Annotated in this window: 14 protein-coding genes, 2 tRNA genes and 1 other RNA gene; 12 read left to right on the top strand and 5 right to left on the bottom strand. The window is 48.3% G+C overall.

Annotated features, from left to right (window positions below; translation table 11 throughout):
- The 10 genes from B076_RS0109740 (at window position 1) to B076_RS0109700 (ending at window position 9048) form a co-directional block, all read left to right on the top strand.
- Window positions 1–900, top strand: a complete 900-nt coding sequence (locus B076_RS0109740) for a type II secretion system F family protein (RefSeq protein WP_245566348.1) — start codon at window positions 1–3, stop codon at window positions 898–900.
- The gene (locus B076_RS0109735; protein WP_028487139.1) at window positions 901–1542 is read left to right on the top strand and encodes a tetratricopeptide repeat protein; all 642 of its coding nucleotides are present in this window, start codon (window positions 901–903) and stop codon (window positions 1540–1542) included.
- The gene (locus B076_RS0109730) at window positions 1543–2934 is read left to right on the top strand and encodes a hypothetical protein (protein ID WP_028487138.1); all 1392 of its coding nucleotides are present in this window, start codon (window positions 1543–1545) and stop codon (window positions 2932–2934) included.
- Window positions 2935–3033: 99 nt separating this feature from the next.
- Window positions 3034–3123, top strand: a tRNA-Ser gene (locus B076_RS0109725).
- A gap of 1 nt (window position 3124) precedes the next feature.
- A tRNA-Gly gene (locus tag B076_RS0109720) sits at window positions 3125–3199 on the top strand.
- A gap of 14 nt (window positions 3200–3213) precedes the next feature.
- Window positions 3214–3310, top strand: an RNA gene (gene ffs / locus B076_RS13205) — signal recognition particle sRNA small type.
- 175 nt (window positions 3311–3485) lie between these two features.
- Complete coding sequence (gene dnaX / locus B076_RS12680; RefSeq protein ID WP_051347295.1) at window positions 3486–5759, top strand: DNA polymerase III subunit gamma/tau; 2274 nt, start codon at window positions 3486–3488, stop codon at window positions 5757–5759.
- A 91-nt stretch (window positions 5760–5850) separates the two neighbouring features.
- Entirely contained in the window at window positions 5851–6180 is a 330-nt protein-coding gene (locus B076_RS0109710; protein WP_028487137.1) for a YbaB/EbfC family nucleoid-associated protein, read from the top strand.
- A 74-nt stretch (window positions 6181–6254) separates the two neighbouring features.
- The gene (gene recR / locus B076_RS0109705; protein ID WP_028487136.1) at window positions 6255–6848 is read left to right on the top strand and encodes a recombination mediator RecR; all 594 of its coding nucleotides are present in this window, start codon (window positions 6255–6257) and stop codon (window positions 6846–6848) included.
- Between the two features lie 4 nt (window positions 6849–6852).
- Window positions 6853–9048: an Ig-like domain-containing protein gene (locus B076_RS0109700; protein ID WP_028487135.1), complete on the top strand. Its 2196-nt coding sequence runs from the start codon at window positions 6853–6855 to the stop codon at window positions 9046–9048.
- Between the two features lie 119 nt (window positions 9049–9167).
- Here the strand turns inward: B076_RS0109700 and argF are convergent, their stop codons facing one another.
- Together argF and B076_RS0109690 are read right to left on the bottom strand one after the other, a co-directional pair.
- Entirely contained in the window at window positions 9168–10073 is a 906-nt protein-coding gene (gene argF, locus B076_RS0109695) for an ornithine carbamoyltransferase (protein ID WP_028487134.1), read from the bottom strand.
- Window positions 10074–10111: 38 nt separating this feature from the next.
- Window positions 10112–11284: an aspartate aminotransferase family protein gene (locus tag B076_RS0109690; protein WP_028487133.1), complete on the bottom strand. Its 1173-nt coding sequence runs from the start codon at window positions 11282–11284 to the stop codon at window positions 10112–10114.
- Between the two features lie 374 nt (window positions 11285–11658).
- Between B076_RS0109690 and B076_RS0109685 the strand changes: the two genes are divergently transcribed.
- Both B076_RS0109685 and B076_RS0109680 read left to right on the top strand, forming a co-directional pair.
- Window positions 11659–12585, top strand: a complete 927-nt coding sequence (locus B076_RS0109685; RefSeq protein ID WP_028487132.1) for a branched-chain amino acid transaminase — start codon at window positions 11659–11661, stop codon at window positions 12583–12585.
- Window positions 12586–12610: 25 nt separating this feature from the next.
- On the top strand, window positions 12611–12820 hold the full coding sequence (locus B076_RS0109680; protein WP_028487131.1) for a zinc-finger domain-containing protein: 210 nt from the start codon (window positions 12611–12613) through the stop codon (window positions 12818–12820).
- A gap of 123 nt (window positions 12821–12943) precedes the next feature.
- On the opposite strand, the gene B076_RS12675 is transcribed toward B076_RS0109680, so the two are convergent.
- Genes B076_RS12675 through B076_RS0109665 form a run of 3 tightly spaced genes read right to left on the bottom strand, consistent with a single transcriptional unit; the run spans window position 12944 to window position 16309 of the window.
- Window positions 12944–13903, bottom strand: coding sequence for a lysophospholipid acyltransferase family protein (locus B076_RS12675; RefSeq protein WP_051347380.1), 960 nt, complete (start codon window positions 13901–13903; stop codon window positions 12944–12946).
- Window positions 13896–15638: a lipid A export permease/ATP-binding protein MsbA gene (gene msbA / locus B076_RS0109670; RefSeq protein WP_028487130.1), complete on the bottom strand. Its 1743-nt coding sequence runs from the start codon at window positions 15636–15638 to the stop codon at window positions 13896–13898. Before msbA ends, B076_RS12675 begins: the two co-directional genes overlap by 8 nt.
- 8 nt (window positions 15639–15646) lie before the next feature.
- The gene (locus B076_RS0109665) at window positions 15647–16309 is read right to left on the bottom strand and encodes a fused DSP-PTPase phosphatase/NAD kinase-like protein (protein ID WP_028487129.1); all 663 of its coding nucleotides are present in this window, start codon (window positions 16307–16309) and stop codon (window positions 15647–15649) included.
- Window positions 16310–16378 lie beyond the last annotated feature (69 nt).

The raw sequence follows: 16378 nt of genomic DNA, 5'->3' as shown, positions 1-16378 counted from the left end.
ATGTTGTCTTTGCCGGTTTTATTGTTGGTTACCGCCAGTTTGGCTTTCTTCAGCGTTTGGCTGTTGGTCAATCGTCTTCTCAAAGCCCAGAATCTTCAACTGCAGAAGGAGCGCATCAAATCTCGAGTGGGGCTGGCCAGCCAATATGCCAAACAGAAAAGCCATTATTCACACTGCTGGTGGTGCTCTTTAGGGCGAGCTTTGGGCCCTAAAAGTGTCAAAGAGATCGCAACCGTACAGCGTCAGTTGGTCAGTGCTGGATTTCGGCATGAACGTTACATTGGTGCTTATTTTTTCATCAAATACAGTGCTGTTTTATTATCGGCCCTGGTCATGGCGCTTTTGTGGAGCTGGCTGGGCTTGCCGGCTGTCTCTATTATTATCGCTCCGACTATTATGCTGCTGTTACCGGAGCGGATTTTGATTTACATGGGGCAAAGTCGCTTAAGTAACATTAGCTTGCATCTGCCCGATTTTCTGGATATGTGCAATATCTGCATGAATGCAGGTTTGAGTTATCTGGTAGCCGTGAAACGAGTGTCACAGGAGCTTAAGGATATTCACCCCGAAATTTGTTATGAGTTTGAGTATCTTCTGGATCAAATCCAGCTGGGTGTGCCGCGAATCGAGGCTTTGCGCCAATTTGCAGAACGAAACCCCACGAGGGATATTCAGAGCCTGGTGCAGGTATTAATTCAAAATGAAAAGCTGGGCAGCTCCATCAGCGAGGCGCTCAGCGAGTTTTCGCGCAGAATGTATCTGGATCGTGAGCAGGCCTTGGAAGAGAAGGCCGCTAAAACATCCGCGAAGATGGCGGTGGTCATCATGCCGTTTTTGATGGTGCCGTATTTGATTTTATTGCTGGGTGAAAAGATGGTCATGCTAGGAAGAGGTTTTTAAATGCATATGAATAAACATGCTCGGCATGCAAATTGGCTGAAATTGGGCTTTTTGACAGGCCTGCTGGTTTTGCTTGGAGGTTGTTCGCAAATACCCACGAAGGTTGAGAGTCAGATCGATTATGCCAAATATTCGCAACAGGTAGAGCCTTTAGCGAGTGAATTAGGGGAAAAGGAGGAGTATCAATTCGCTTTGGATTTAGTGCGTCTTGAACTCAATCGTCAACGCTATGAACGCGCCGAATTCCTGTTGAAGAAACTGCGAAAAGCAGAGTCGCAAGACATTCGTCTATATCGCCTGTTGGGCAAGGTTTATGAGGCCCAGCAGAAAAACGAATTGGCTTTGATTGCGTGGCAGGAAGCAGCAAAGTTGCCCGACAAGACTTTGGACGATGAATCGGAGTTGGCACGTCTGTCACTTGTAGAAGGCCAATATGCAGACGCTGAAAAGCTCTACCAGCAATGGTTAAAACGCCCTGAAATGAACATTCAGGTGAGTGCTTTGAATAATCTTGGGTTCAGCGCGCTTTTACAGAAAAACTATCTGGAGGCGCAAGGCTATTTTGAAGATGCCTTGCAAAAAGATCCGTTGAACACGAAAGCCCTCAATAACTTAAAACTGGTTAAAACCTTGGTGAACTAAATGAAGCAGCTAGTACGACCTTTGAAACAAAGACTAAGGAAGCAACGAGGTGCTATTTCTTTGTTGGGAGTTGCGTCCATCGCCGTTTCTTTGTTTGCTTTTAATCAGGTAATGGAATTTGGAAATGCAAAGTTGTTGGACCGTAAATTGGATAATTACGCTCGAACTGTTGCCAGTGTCGCATTACGTTCGGAACTTGCAATTACCAAAAAGGCGATTGATGAAGGGGCGATTCCTGCAAACAAAACCAGTTTGGTGGTTGATGATCTGCTTACTCAGGTTGGGATGTATACCCAAGCGACCGACGATATTGCGGTTAATTTAAATAAGACGATTACTTTTGGTAATTTTGACGAAAACGGCGATTTTGTGGAACTGGATAGTGACTCTAGTAATCCCCGAGCGGCTGAAAACCCTCCCGATTTCAGTGCGGTTGCCGTACAGTTGTGGAGTGACCAAAATAGCTTTTACGGTTTTACACCGCAAGGCAAGGCTATTTATGGTTTGGATGCCGAAAATATTGATGATCAGGATTGTTACTGTAAAAATCGTTATGAAAGCTGCCGGGGCGCTGATTTGTCTGATGTGGCGTGGGCGGGCGAGCCTTATTCTGAAAGCCGAAATAACTACTGCAATTACGGATATACCGATAGCAAAATCAGTAATGCTGACGAAACCAAATATCCGCTTGCAACATTCGATGATGCCTGGATTGGGCGGGCGCCGGATACCGTGAACTTTTTTATGTTTTTTACCCAAGGTTACGATGACGCTTCGTTTGCTCGAGTATTGGGGCACAAGCCGCTTTTGATTGCAGATGGTAAGGATCCTCTTTATGAGGTAGGCGGTATGTTTAGTGCAATGGAAGGGATGATGTCCATGATGTGTCCCTGTATGGGTTCTACAGATGAAAAGTTGGCCTATGAACAAACTTTATCGTCCGGCTGGTTTTCATCGGGTTCCTTTAGAGACTACAACAAAAGTGATATCGTGCCTTCAGCTAATACAAGTGATTACCGTTGTTTGGTGCCGGGTTTTTTTATGATGCCCTCTTCAGTACAGTCGTGTAACAGTGTGAGTTCAAGTAGAAAAGTGGTATTAAATGATCCTTTTTATATCGGTTATCAAGGCACCTGTGTTCCAGAAACTGATTCTGGGAATTTGGCGATGTCACGTTGTTTGGCTTATGAGGAAGACGGGGTTTCACGATATCAGAGCTGTTTGGATATTGAACGCAACAGCTCCATGCAGATGAATTTCTTTGAGCGGATGATGGCGTTTTTCTTTGGTCCGGTTTTGAATTGGGAACGTTCCTATGAAGGCCTGAATTGCGAAATGAAAAAAATGCGTTACAAAGGCTGGATGTTCTGGGGCGGTTGGCAAGACGTCTAGTCACGGGTTTGAACAGGCCTGATGAAATTTTACAGCCTGAATTTGTTTTATCTGGCTGGACATATTGGTTTTGAACCTATATAATCCGGCATTCCTTTTGGAGAGCTGTCTGAGCGGCTGAAGGAGCTCGCCTGGAAAGCGGGTATAGGGTCAAACCTATCGGGGGTTCGAATCCCCCGCTCTCCGCCAAGCGGGTATCGTATATTGGCTATTACCTCGGCCTTCCAAGCCGATGAGAGGAGTTCGATTCTCCTTACCCGCTCCATATTATGGTGGCTCTATTCGTCTCCTCGCGACGCTAAGTTGGGAACTCCGCCAGGTCCGGAAGGAAGCAACGGTACCTTCTGATGCGTGCGCCGAGGTCAGGCGGGTAGGGTCGCCTCCATATTCTCTGTGTTTGTCTATATTTTTGTTCTGTTTCTTGAGTCATGATTCATTCCGAATTAAGCCGCTAATTTCCTCTCTTTTTGTCTTTAATCACGTTAAAATAACGCTTGATTTGAACTGTTTTTGAACCGTAATTAAGCTGTGATGGGGTGAATGGATTTTCTATGAGTTATACCGTACTGGCCAGAAAATGGCGCCCTAAGAATTTCTCTGAACTGGTGGGACAGGCTCACGTTATGCAAGCGCTGTCCAATGCGCTTGATCAAAACCGTCTTCATCATGCTTATCTGTTTACCGGTACCCGAGGCGTCGGTAAGACTACCATTGCCAGGATTTTCTCCAAGGCCTTGAATTGCCAGCAAGGCATTTCATCCACACCTTGCGGGGTCTGCGATACCTGCAAGGCGATCGACGAAGGGCGTTTTATCGATTTGATCGAGGTGGATGCGGCCTCGCGAACTAAAGTGGACGACACCCGCGAAATTCTGGATAACGTGCAGTTCGCGCCGACCCAGGGGCGCTATAAAGTCTATCTGATTGATGAAGTGCACATGCTCTCCAAAAGCAGTTTTAATGCGCTTTTGAAGACGTTGGAAGAGCCGCCAGAACATGTGAAGTTCTTGCTGGCGACCACTGATCCTCATAAATTGCCGATCACCGTATTGTCGCGTTGTTTGCAGTTCAACTTAATGCGTTTAACACAGGTTCAGATTCAAAATCATCTGGAGTTTATTCTGCAACAGGAGAATCTGCCCTACGAAGCCAGCGCCTTGGCGCTCATCGCCAAAAGTGCGGACGGGTCGGCACGTGATGCCTTAAGCCTTTTGGATCAGGCCATTGCCTATGGTGCGGGTCAAATCATGTTCGAACCCGTGCAGATGATGTTGGGGTTGGTTGATCAGCAGTACACCGTGGCGATTTTGCAGGCCTTGGCTGAGGATTCCGCCGAAGGGTTGAAAGAGGTGATTCAACAGCTGGCTCTGATGGGGGTCGATTATTCGGCTCTATTGGCGCAATTGATTGAAACCTTGCATGCACTGGCCTTCAAGCAAGTGTTGGGCGGGGTGGAAGAGTCTAATATCTTGCCGGTTGAGGTGCTGCAATCTTTGAGTCAGCTGTTATCACCGCAGCGTGTGCAAATGCTCTACCAAATTGCGTTGCTGACCAAGCAGGACATGCAATTGGCGCCGGACATGCGTATCGGATTTGAAATGGCTTTGTTAAGAATGCTGGCTTTTCAGCCTGCTGAGGCCTCTACGCTTTCGGAAGGCCCAGAAGATGACTCCATTTCACAGTCGCAATCGTCTCCAAACAATGAACCTACACTGCAAGAGGCCGACCCTCAAGAGGTTTTGGCAGGCCTGTCTTCGGCACGCGCGTTGATGTCTAAAAAGCAGGCCGAACCGGCAAGCACTGAACCCCCAGTTCAGCATCAGAGTCAGCACGGGGGAGACCACGCGCAGCAACCGCAAGCAGCGCGCGCCCAAACACCAGCAGAAGTCATGGAGCCGACGCCTCCGTGGGAAAACGAGATGCCTGCTTCTGTACCGCCACAAAATGCGCAGTCTGAAGCCAATATCAATAGCGCCGCAGAAGTAACGGATCATCTAGCACAGATTAAGCAGAGGTTGAAACAACCGCTGGGAAAGCATCAAACCAGCCCCCAAACTAAACCGGCCTCTGGCGTTCAAGGAACGGAATCGCGACTTGTGCAGGAAGAGGTGGAAAATCCGCCTCAGGACAGGTCGTTTGAACCGCCACACGCTCAGCCCTATGCCCCTATGGCGAGAGAATTTTTATCGTCCCCTGTTGAACAGGTGGCACCGGTTGAAGAGAGTTCATTTGAACTTAATGGCTTTGCTTCGGTTGATGGGTCTGGCCAGCATTCAGGACATGTGTCTGAGGTTGAGTCACCCCAGTCTTCAGGAAAGGCGTTTATTGAATCTGAAAAACCGAGTTTTTCCGATCAAAATGAACGTCATGAAGCGAGTCAGGCGGTAGAAGCTCAGCCCGAAAATCAGTCGCAAACCTCCTGGCAATATGTGGCCTTAACGGACGAGAACCGACTGCAAATTTGGCTGGATGTGTTGGAAAGATTACAGCCGGAAGGCATGGCGGCAGAGTTGGCCAGGCAAAGTGTTCTGGTCAGTTATTCCGAACAAAACTGGGTGCTGAGTGTTGACCCGGATCAAGCGTTCGCGCAAACTGATATGGCTGTTTTGCGTTTGACCGAAAGTGTTCAACAGGCCTTTGGTGCAGGCATAAAACTTAATTTTACCCAAGCGGCGCAACATGATACGCCGGCCAAGCAGGCACAGCGTCACGCAGCCGAAAAACAACGTCAGGCGGAAGTCTCGATTGCTCAGGATCAGATGGTTGCAGCTTTTAAAAACGAATTGGGAATGGAGGTGATTACCTCCAGTATTTCACCAGTTTAATGCGCTACGTTTGCACGGATGTAGATACAAATTAATTTAAAAAAGTAATTAAAAAAATAAATAACGACTACACAACAAAAAGGAAAAAACGATGTTTGGTGGAAAAGGTGGTTTAGGCAATTTAATGAAACAAGCGCAAGACATGCAAAAAAACATGCAGGCCGCGCAACAGGAAATTGCCGAGATGGAAGTGTCCGGAGAAGCTGGCGGCGGCATGGTCAAAGTGACCATGACCGGTAAACATGAATTGGTTAAGGTTTCCATTGACGACAGCCTGATGGATGATAAAGAGATGCTGGAAGATTTATTTGCCGCCGCCGTCAACAGTGCCGTGCGCCATGTTGAAGAAGTCACTCAGGAAAAAATGGGCGGCTTGACGGGTGGTATGGATTTGCCTCCAGGCATGAAAATGCCATTTTAGACAGGCCTGCCGGTTTTGGAAAGCGCGCTTTAGTCGTGTGTTCCAAGCCGCCTTATGGATCATAAAACAGCACTATGTACAGCCCCTTAATTTCAGATTTAATTGAAGCGTTTCGAGTTTTGCCCGGTGTTGGCCCCAAATCCGCACAGCGCATGGCCTTTTATCTGCTGGAGCATAATCGTTCCGGTGGCACGCAACTGGCTAAAGCGCTTGAAGAGGCGGTGGAAAAAGTCAACCATTGTGAGCAGTGTCGCACCTTTACCGAAGAGACGGTCTGTTCCATTTGCGCTTCGCAGTCCCGTCAGGACGACGAGCTTTGTATTGTCGAATCGCCGTCGGATATGATGGCAATCGAACAATCCGGAATTTTCCGGGGCAAATACTTTGTTCTGATGGGGCATCTGTCGCCCATCGACGGGATTGGGCCTCAGGAATTGGGACTGGATCAATTAGAGACTCGTTTCTCCCGGCAAGGGGTGGTAGAATTAATTATCGCAACAAATCCAACCGTTGAAGGTGAAGCCACCGCGCATTACATTCAGCAGTTGGCAAAACGATACGACATTAAGGTTTCTCGATTGGCGCAAGGTATTCCAATTGGGGGCGAACTAGAGTTTATTGATGCCGGGACGTTGTCGCAAGCGTTCATCTCCAGAAAAGAGGTATAGACCGATGGTTAAGTTTTTGAAGTGGTTTGGATTGCTTGTTTCGATTCTAACTCTAGCGGGTTGTGGTGGAAGCGGTGGCGGTGCCGACACAGCGAGCTTTGATTCGCTGTCTCCTGGCGTTAACTTACAGATGAAAAGTGCTTCAACTGGAGATGTTACCACGTCATTCAGTGAAAATGATGTCGCAAACGTATTTGTAAAAATTGTTGATTCGAATGGGGCGTTGGTGAAAAATGAGTCCATAACCATTGCCGCAACAGGTGGTGCGATTGTTTCCCAAAGCACTGCTGAAACCGATTTATTGGGTGGAGCAAGTTTTGTGCTGTTACCTCCTGAAGTCGATGAAGGAGCGGTTGAAGGAACCGTTTCGGTCTCTTATGCATCCGGTAGCGGATCGATCGCATATACGTTTTATCCAAGTAGTCAATCAGGTGACGTCTCTGTGACAGGCGAACCCTCGCTACAAATTCAAATGCAGATCGCTTCAACTCTTGAAGAAACTACGAATATTCCCACAAGTGAGGATGCCAAAATTACAGTGACGTTGGTTGATGGTGAAGGAACGCCATTACCAAATGAAATACTAAATGTAAGAACGACGGTCGGTGATTTTGATGGTATTTATGCTGATGAAATTCGTACAGGTGATGGAACCAATGCACTTATCGGAACACGCTCTGTGACCCTAACAGCGCCAGATGATTTGCTGTCTGGTGTGGCACCTGGTGTGTTCACAGTGAGATCCGAAACTTATGGTATTGAAGAGCAATTAACTTTTGAGTTTTTCGCAACCACCTCGGCACAAAATGATGACACTTCATCAGTGGCCTCTATTATTTTCGACAGTGTTGATCCAAGTATCATCTCCTTAAAGGGTACTGGAAGTGCGGGTTATGGTGAAACATCTGTTGTTAAGTTCATCGTGTTGGACAATTCGGGTAACCCTATTGCAGATGTCCCAGTGAATTTCGAATTGACTACCATAATCGGTGGTTTGAGTTTGTCGACCTCCACTGCTAACACTAATGCAAGTGGTGAGGCTTCAACGATTGTGCAGGCGGGTACAATTCCTACACCTGTACGGGTTACCGCCTCAGTAACGCTTCCGAACGGTGAAAGTATATTTGTGCAATCAAGTCAGCTCACCGTTACCACAGGAATTCCGGATCAAAATAGCTTTAGCCTTTCTATGGACAAATTTGCGCCAGAAGGTTTGAACCATGATGGTGAAGTGGTTAATGTAACTGTATTGTTAGGAGACCGATTTAATAATTCCGTTAAAGATGGGACGGTAATCAACTTTACTACAGAGGGCGGCGTGATAGATCCATCTTGTGCTACAGTCAATAGTACCTGTTCAGTGGTGTGGCGTAGTAGCAATCCTAGGCCTGAGGATCACCGTTCTACGGTTTTGGCCTATGCCATAGGTCATGAAACTTATTTCGACGATAATGGTTCGGGGGTGTTTGATGATGGTGATTCCTTTGATGATATGCCGGAAGCGTTTCGTGACGATGATGAAAATGGGGTGTTCAATCCGGATGCAACCAATGGATTCTTGAATGATTTCAGCCAGGATGAAAAGCCCTATGATTACAATAATAACGGGATTTATGATACGGCGGATGGTATTTACAATGGTATGCCGTGCGAAAATACTACAGGACTGTGTCCGGTGACTGATGCTAGCAAGTTGATTCATGTTCGCCAGAGTGCCCAAATTATTATGGCAAGTAGTTCACCGGACATATCGGTTTATGAAACCACTTCAGGTAGCTGTTTGACCGCGACTGGTAAGATTAAAACGGATGGCAGTTGTACAACAGGTGATGTTGTATTTGCTAATGGGTTGGAAACTCGCGTGTTCTGGATTTTAATCGAAGATACGGCTGCACTTTGTGTTGATGGAGCTGGCGAGCGTGTCGATGCTACTGATCCTGACGATGCAAATTGTACGATTGCAATCAGACAGTCTGCTCCTACTGGTTCAACCGTGAGTGTCGCCTCGGAAGTTGGTGAGCTATCGACTGTTCCGGTGACAGAAATTTTGAATACAACGGGTTATACTGCTTTTTTCGTTAGCTTAACTTCTAGTCCGGATAATGCAGATGTAGAAACAGGTCTATTTGAAGTGACGGTTACAACGCCAAAAGGTCTTAAGGTACCTGTTAGTTTTAATGTCACCGACCCAATCAACTGATTCTCTTTCATAAATAATGGACAGGCCTGTTCATTCTCAGGCTGCAAAAAAACAAAAAGCCCGCATAAAGCGGGCTTTTTTGTGCCTAAAAGAAAAGGCGATTTGCTTTGTATTGAGGTTTATTTGGCCATCAAGAATTCAAGCAAGGCCTTTTGGGCATGCAGGCGGTTTTCGGCTTCGTCCCACACCACGCTGTCTTTGGCGTCAATTACCTCGGAGGTGACTTCTTCGCCTCGATGTGCTGGCAGGCAGTGCATAAACAAGGCGTCCTGATTGGCTTGCTGCATCAAAGCCGCATTGACTTGATAGTCGGCAAAGGCTTTTTCACGCAATTTCTGTTCTTCTTCCTGGCCCATGCTGGCCCAGACATCAGTGACAATCAAATCGGAACCTTGTGCAGCGTCCATCGGGTTACGCACGATTTCAACGCGGTCGGCATTGGCTTGAACCAGTTCCATGTTGGGGTCATAACCTTGCGGACAGGCGATGCGCAGTTTGAAGTCATACTGCTTGGCAGCGTTAATATAGGAATGGCACATGTTGTTGCCATCGCCCACCCATACCACGGTTTTGCCTTGAATGCTGCCACGGTGTTCGTGATAAGTTTGCATGTCTGCAAGCAGCTGGCAAGGGTGATAATCGTCGGTGAGGGCGTTGATGATAGGCACACTTGAATATTGCGCCATGGTCTCCACAATGTCATGTTCAAAGGTGCGGATCATGATGCCGTCGACCATGCTGGAAATCACTCGGGCACTGTCTTCAATCGGCTCCCCACGACCTAGCTGGGTATCGTTTGAAGAGAGGAACAGGGCATGCCCGCCAAGCTGGGTCATGCCCGCTTCAAATGAAATGCGAGTACGTGTTGACGACTTCTCAAAAATCATCGCCAGAGTTTTGTTTTTAAGTGGCTCAAAAATTTCGCCCGCTTTGTGCATGGCTTTGAGTTCGGTAGCTCGCAGCAGAATCTGGTTGAGTTCGGCTGGGCTTAAATCGTTTAATGTTAAAAAATGTCTAATAGTCATAAAATGACCTCTTAGTTTATGTATTTTGATTTCCCGGTTTAGGTAGCCAGGAACTCTCGAATTAATTGAGTCAGTTGCGTGATCAGCTGTTCTTTCTGTTCGGTATCCATCACAAAAGGAGGTAGCAGGCGGACGGTGTCGCCACGGGTGACGTTAATAAGCAAGCCATTTTCCAGCGCTTTAGTCACCAGTTCGCCGCATGGACGATCCAGTTGGATGCCGATCATGTAGCCTTTGCCGCGGATTTCGATCACACTGGATTGATCCTTGAGCTCTTCCCTGAATCGCTCAAGCAAAGTTTGACCTTTTTTGGCGACGTGCGGAATGTAGTTGTGCATTTCCATAATGTTGAGTACGGCCAGTCCGGCGGCACAGGCCAGCGGGTTGCCGCCGAAGGTAGTGCCGTGGTTGCCGGGTACCAATACATCGGCGGCCTTTCCTTTGGCCAGGCAGCAGCCGATTGGCACGCCGTTTCCTAAAGCCTTTGCCAAGGTCAGGACGTCCGGAGTGACACTTTCATGTTGGAAGGCAAACCATTTACCGGTTCGGCCAATTCCAGTTTGGATTTCATCCAGCATCAATAGCCAATCGTTTTGTTCGCAAATGGCTTTTAATTCGGTTAAATATCCGGCTTTAGGAACGTGAACCCCACCTTCACCTTGTACCGGCTCGACCAGGATCGCCACAATATTGGCATTGTCGCTGTGTTGTTTGACAGCCTCGACATTGTCATACGGGACGCGCACAAAGCCTTCGACCAGTGGGGTGAAGCCTTCATGTACTTTTGCATTGCCGGTTGCCGACAAGGTGGCCATGGTGCGGCCATGGAAACTGTTTTCCATGACGATGACCGCCGGATTGTCGATGCCTTTTTGATGGCCGAATTTTTTGGCGATTTTCAGTGCGGTTTCGTTGGCTTCCGCTCCAGAGTTGCAGAAAAAGGCGCGATCCATGCCGGAGAGTTCGGTCAACCGGTCTGAAAGTTTTTGTTGGTTGGCCACATTGTAAAGATTGGAAGTATGAATCAGTTGGTGGCTCTGTTCGCAGATGGCTTCTGCCACGGCCGGGTGCGCATGCCCAAGACTGCATACCGCAATGCCGCTTACCGCATCCAGATACGATTTGCCATTGGTATCCTGCAGGATCGCACCGGCACCTTTTTCAAAGGTGACCGGGAGTCGTGCATAAGTCGTCATTAGATGGTCAGACATGGTTGTGATTTTCCTTTTCAATACAATTCCCATTGCATTCAATGGGTAACAACAAAGGGGTTAAAAACAAAAAAGCAACCCGATGCAGCGCGGATTAACCAGTTGGCGGTTAATTGTTGACTCCAGCTGCGAGGTTGCTTTTTTAGAATAAAATTTCCAAAAAAATGATTTTAGCGAAATGCTAAGAAATATCAAGTGATTTTAATGTGACGCTCCACATCATATAGTGGTTTTGGGGTGGGGTAAGTGCATAATTCGGTGATTATTCATGGGTTTTACGGCAAATTAGGGTAATTCTGCACTTAACAGCAACCTATTTTAGGATAGAATATTCCTCTTATTTAATTTGTATACATTTTTGTGGAGTAATTTGAATGCAAACAATGGCGGATAGAGACGGTGTCATTTGGTTGGACGGTGAAATGGTGCCATGGCGTGATGCGAAAGTGCATGTTCTGACACACACCCTGCATTATGGAATGGGGGTTTTCGAAGGTGTAAGAGCCTATGAGGCCGAGCAGGGAACGTCGATTTTTCGTTTGGACGCGCATACCGACCGTTTGATGAACTCTGCAAAAATCGTCAATATGAAGATGCCCTTCGACAAAGAGACTTTGAATGAGGCACAAAGAGCTTCGGTTCGTGAAAACAATCTGAAGTCGGCCTATATCCGTCCGATGGCATTTTACGGCTCAGAGGGGATGGGTATCCGTGCGGACAACCTTAAAGTGCATGTTATGGTGGCAGCATGGGAATGGGGCGCCTACATGGGGGAAGAGAACCTGACCCGCGGCATTAAAATCGCCACCTCTTCTTATACCCGTCATCATGTGAATGTGACCATGACCAAAGCCAAATCCAACGGGTCTTACATGAACTCGATGTTGGCGCTGCAGGAAGCGGTCAACCACGGTTGTGACGAAGCCCTATTGTTGGACGTCGACGGTTATGTGGCTGAAGGTTCCGGTGAAAATTTCTTTATGGTCAAGGACGGGGTGCTTTACACTCCGGAACTGACCTGTTGTTTGGACGGCATTACCCGTAAAACCATTATGAACTTGGCGAAAGAGCAGGGCATTGAGGTGGTTGAAAAACGCATCACCCGTGATGAGGTGTATATTGCCGATGAAGCGTTCTTTACCGGGACGGCCGCTGAAGTGACACCGATTCGTGAGTTGGATAATCGCCCGATTGGTATCGGTTCACGCGGCCCTATCACCGAGAAATTGCAGAGCCTGTACTTTGATGTGGTGCATGGTCGTTCTGCCAAGCATATGGATTGGTTGACAAGAGTCGCCTAAATAACGGAATGTCGGAGAGATTGAAATGAGTGAAGCCAATAAAACCAACTCCAAAAGTTATTATGAAGTGACTTATGCGGATTTACCATTGCATTGCCCAACGCCGAATATGAGTGTATGGAATTCACACCCACGTGTGTTTTTGCCGATTGAAGAAACCGGCAAGGCTAAGTGTCCATATTGCGGTGCGGAATATGTTTTGATAGATTGGGATCCGCATCATCATTCACACTGATAGTTTGTTTTGAAAATGAGCAGGCCTGGTTTCTACCCGTGTTTACCGAGAATCAAAAAAACCACCGCTAGGTGGTTTTTTTATGACTGGCTGTATTACGACTAGTAGTGGAGCAATGCCAGATTAATAGTGCTTGAGGTTCCAGCGGTTGTGAACCCAAAGGTATTGTGCCGGATTGCGGCGGATTTCAGTTTCATAAAGCTGGTGCAGTCTGAGGGTGTCGGCATAGTCGTCGCCGGATGGGAAATTCTCCAGAGCCGGCAGAAACTCCACTTCATAGCGTCCGTCGTCCAGACGGCGGGTAAAGGTCGGAACTACCAGGCAGCCCGTGAGTTTGGCGATTTTGGAGGTGGCGGGATTGCTCTTGGCGTTGTGACCAAAAAAGGGAACCTCAACATGGCCTTTGGCGCGATAACGTTGGTCGGGCAGTATGGTCAGGCTTTGCCCGGCTTTCAGTACCTTGAGCATTTGTCGTGTGTTGGCGTTGGAAACCGGTTTGACCTGATCACCGTTGCTGAACTGGATTGAACGCCCTTTGGCGATGAGGTAATCCATCAGTTCGTTATCATGCGGGCGGTAGACCGCGTGATAATGGGTCAAAAACGAAATGAACAGGCCTGTCACTTCCAAGGTGGTGAAGTGGGGGGCTAGAATCAATACCCCTTTGTTTTGCGCTTGGGCGTTGAGCAGATGTTCTTTGCCAATAAAACGCACCAGGCTGCGCTCAAAAGCGTGATCGTGATCGCGTTTATGCTGGCCCCACCAGACCATGCCCATTTCCATAAGGCCGATGCCCAGCGACTCAAAATGTTGTTTGAGCAGGGTTTGGCGTTCTGTCTCTGTTTTGTCGTTAAAACACAAAGCGATATTTGCTTTGGCCAGCCGCCGCCGTTTGGGGGCGAGCCAGTACATTAGATTTCCCAGAGCCTTGCCGACCGGTTGTTTCCAGGAATAGGGGGTGAAGGCGAGCAGCCTTAGAAGCCCCAGGCCTGCCCAGATTCCCCAGTATTTTGGGTGTAGGAAGGCTTTCTTGAATTGGGGCGCCTGCTTGCGGCGGGCGGATTTGTTTGCGGCCTTACTCATCAATATCATGTCCTTGCTGATAGAGCTTAGCGTATATGCCTTTTTGTTCCAGTAGGTTTTGGTGTGTGCCCAGTTCCGCCAAGCGCCCTTGCTCGAGTACAACAATCTGGTCGGCGCTTTCGATGGTGCTCAAGCGATGCGCGATGATGATAACGGTGCGGTTCTGCCTGAGTTCGTTCATGGCGATTTGAATCATTTTCTCGCTTTGATTATCCAGCGCGGAGGTGGCTTCATCCATAATCAGAATGGGGGCGTTTTTTAGGAATGCGCGGGCGATGGCGATGCGCTGGCGTTGTCCGCCGGAAAGGCTCGAGCCCTGGTCGCCGACAATGGTCTGCAGGCCGTTAGGCAGTTTTTCAATGAATTCCCAAGCGTGCGCCGATTTAGCCGCTTGGATAATTCGCTCTTCCGGAATGTCTTTTTGTCCGTAAGCGATGTTGGCGGCCAAGGTATCGTTGAAGAGAATGACGTTCTGGCTAACGTAGGCAATCTGGTCGCGTAGGTTGTGCAACTCGACTTCGCTGATCGGCGTTTGGTCGATCAGGATTTGACCTTCCTGGGGTTGGTAGAACCGGGTGATAAGATTGGCCAAGGTGGTTTTTCCGCTGCCAGATTGTCCCACCAGTGCGGTGGTCTGCTTGGCAGCCAGTGTCAGGGTGAGGTTTTCCAAAGCCGGGCGATCGCTGCCGGCATAAGTGAAACTGACGTTTTGGAAGGCAATTTTGCCTTCCGGGTTGTCGAGTGTTCGCGTGCCAGTGTCGGGTTCTTTAGGCTGGTCGAGTAATTCAAAGATGCTTTCGGAGGCCGCCATGCCTTTTTGGATGGTGGCGTTGATGTTGGTCAAACGGCGGATTGGTTCGAAAATCATGGCCATGGCGGTAATGAAAGCGATGAATTCACCCGGTGTGAACAGATCTTGTGCCGACATCAGAGACGCCACATAAAGCACGCCAGCCAAGGCAATGGCGGCCAGCATCTGCACCAGCGGAACGTTGGCGGCTGAGACTTTGACCACGGCCATAGTGTGCTGACGGAGATTTTCCGCCGTATCATGAAAGCGTTGCTGTTCGTAGCTTTCCGCGCCGTAGATTTTGATTTCCTTATGGCCGTTCAGGCCTTCTTCAAGGCGCTGTGTGAGTTCACCCATGCTGTTTTGCATCTCTTTACTGGATTGGCGCATCAGACGGCTCGCGCGGTCGATGATGAAGGCAATTACCGGGCCGATGACAATCATCATCAGAGTCAGCTGCCATGAGGTGTACAGCAGAAAACCGAGTAACCCGAGAATGATTAAGGTGTCGCGGATGATGATGATCCAGGCCTGGCTTAAGGAGGCGCCGACTTGCGGAACGTCATAGGTCACTTTGGAAAGCAGCTTTCCAGTGGAGTAGTCGTGATGAACTTGTTGTGGCAAATTGTTCATTTTGGCGAACATTTCCGAGCGGATCGCCAGAATGGCTTTGTGTGCGACCCACTCACTGGTGACTTTGCTGGCGTATTCGGCAATCCCTTTGACGATGAATACCAGCATGATCAATAGCGGGATTTGCACGATGGCATCAGCGTCTTTGCCGATGAGACTGTCATCCACCAGGGGTTTAAGCAGGGCCGGCATCATCGGTTCCATGGCGGCTGCGATTGCCAGGGCAATGAGCGTGATCAGCACCACTTTCCAGTGAGGTTTGATGTAGGTCAGCAGTCTCTTGTAGAGGCTTAGTGTGTGTTTATCAAACATAGAAAATCTTATTCCCTGCGCAGAATCTTGTTGACCACAATGTTCGCCCAGCCTGAGCTGTGGAAGTTGGCATTCAGTGTCGGCTTGTCATAATGGTTTTGCAGCCAGTCGAGAAATTCCGTGTCTGGGTGCTGTTCTCGGTAGTTTAGATAATCATCGAAGAAATAGTCCAGCTTGCCGGTTTCCGCCCAGCGAAAATGACCGTATTTCATGCTGAGTTCTTGTAAGGCTTCTTCAATCGGCTTTTTCTCGATAAATAACTTGTAGAAGACGCTCATCAGGCCAGCACGATCGGCGCCGGATTTACAGTGGATAAGAATGGGGTACTCTGCCTGCTCCAAGATGGTTTTAGCCTGCAGAACCTTGTCGACATCCGGTAGGGAGCGCGAAGACATCGGGTGATTGATCAGTGTGATGCCGTATCGTTTGCAGGCCTCTTTTTCTAGTTTGTATTGTCCAGTGTCGTCCGCTCGGCGCAGACTGATGATGGTTTTGACGCCATATTGACGGTGCAGTTTTTTGATGAAAGCGGGGGACGGATGGTTGCTGCGAAATGCTTTGTCCGAGAGTGCATGGAAGTTTCGATATAAAGCCCGCAGGATTTCATGATCAATCAACCAGGCTTCTAGGTGGGCTTTGACGCGTCCCCATTTTGTTTGCAGTTGTTCCATAACTCTTCTAGCGGCAAGTAAATAGGGCTTATTTTACCCTTTTAGAGGGATGAAATGCTAAAATTGGCG

The sequence above is a fragment of the Thiomicrorhabdus chilensis DSM 12352 genome (assembly GCF_000483485.1).
GTDB classification, from domain to species: Bacteria; Pseudomonadota; Gammaproteobacteria; order Thiomicrospirales; family Thiomicrospiraceae; genus Thiomicrorhabdus; species Thiomicrorhabdus chilensis.
This window is presented reverse-complemented; position numbering and strand designations above follow the sequence as displayed.

Excerpts from the sequence above, each read along its gene's own strand:
- B076_RS0109740 (WP_245566348.1), top strand. The coding sequence starts at position 1 with ATGTTGTCTTTGCCGGTTTTATTGTTGGTTACCGCCAGTTTGGCTTTC.
- B076_RS0109735 (WP_028487139.1), top strand. The coding sequence starts at position 901 with ATGCATATGAATAAACATGCTCGGCATGCAAATTGGCTGAAATTGGGC.
- B076_RS0109730 (WP_028487138.1), top strand. The coding sequence starts at position 1,543 with ATGAAGCAGCTAGTACGACCTTTGAAACAAAGACTAAGGAAGCAACGA.
- dnaX (WP_051347295.1), top strand. The coding sequence starts at position 3,486 with ATGAGTTATACCGTACTGGCCAGAAAATGGCGCCCTAAGAATTTCTCT.
- B076_RS0109710 (WP_028487137.1), top strand. The coding sequence starts at position 5,851 with ATGTTTGGTGGAAAAGGTGGTTTAGGCAATTTAATGAAACAAGCGCAA.
- recR (WP_028487136.1), top strand. The coding sequence starts at position 6,255 with ATGTACAGCCCCTTAATTTCAGATTTAATTGAAGCGTTTCGAGTTTTG.
- B076_RS0109700 (WP_028487135.1), top strand. The coding sequence starts at position 6,853 with ATGGTTAAGTTTTTGAAGTGGTTTGGATTGCTTGTTTCGATTCTAACT.
- argF (WP_028487134.1), bottom strand. The coding sequence starts at position 10,073 with ATGACTATTAGACATTTTTTAACATTAAACGATTTAAGCCCAGCCGAA.
- B076_RS0109690 (WP_028487133.1), bottom strand. The coding sequence starts at position 11,284 with ATGTCTGACCATCTAATGACGACTTATGCACGACTCCCGGTCACCTTT.
- B076_RS0109685 (WP_028487132.1), top strand. The coding sequence starts at position 11,659 with ATGCAAACAATGGCGGATAGAGACGGTGTCATTTGGTTGGACGGTGAA.
- B076_RS0109680 (WP_028487131.1), top strand. The coding sequence starts at position 12,611 with ATGAGTGAAGCCAATAAAACCAACTCCAAAAGTTATTATGAAGTGACT.
- B076_RS12675 (WP_051347380.1), bottom strand. The coding sequence starts at position 13,903 with ATGAGTAAGGCCGCAAACAAATCCGCCCGCCGCAAGCAGGCGCCCCAA.
- msbA (WP_028487130.1), bottom strand. The coding sequence starts at position 15,638 with ATGTTTGATAAACACACACTAAGCCTCTACAAGAGACTGCTGACCTAC.
- B076_RS0109665 (WP_028487129.1), bottom strand. The coding sequence starts at position 16,309 with ATGGAACAACTGCAAACAAAATGGGGACGCGTCAAAGCCCACCTAGAA.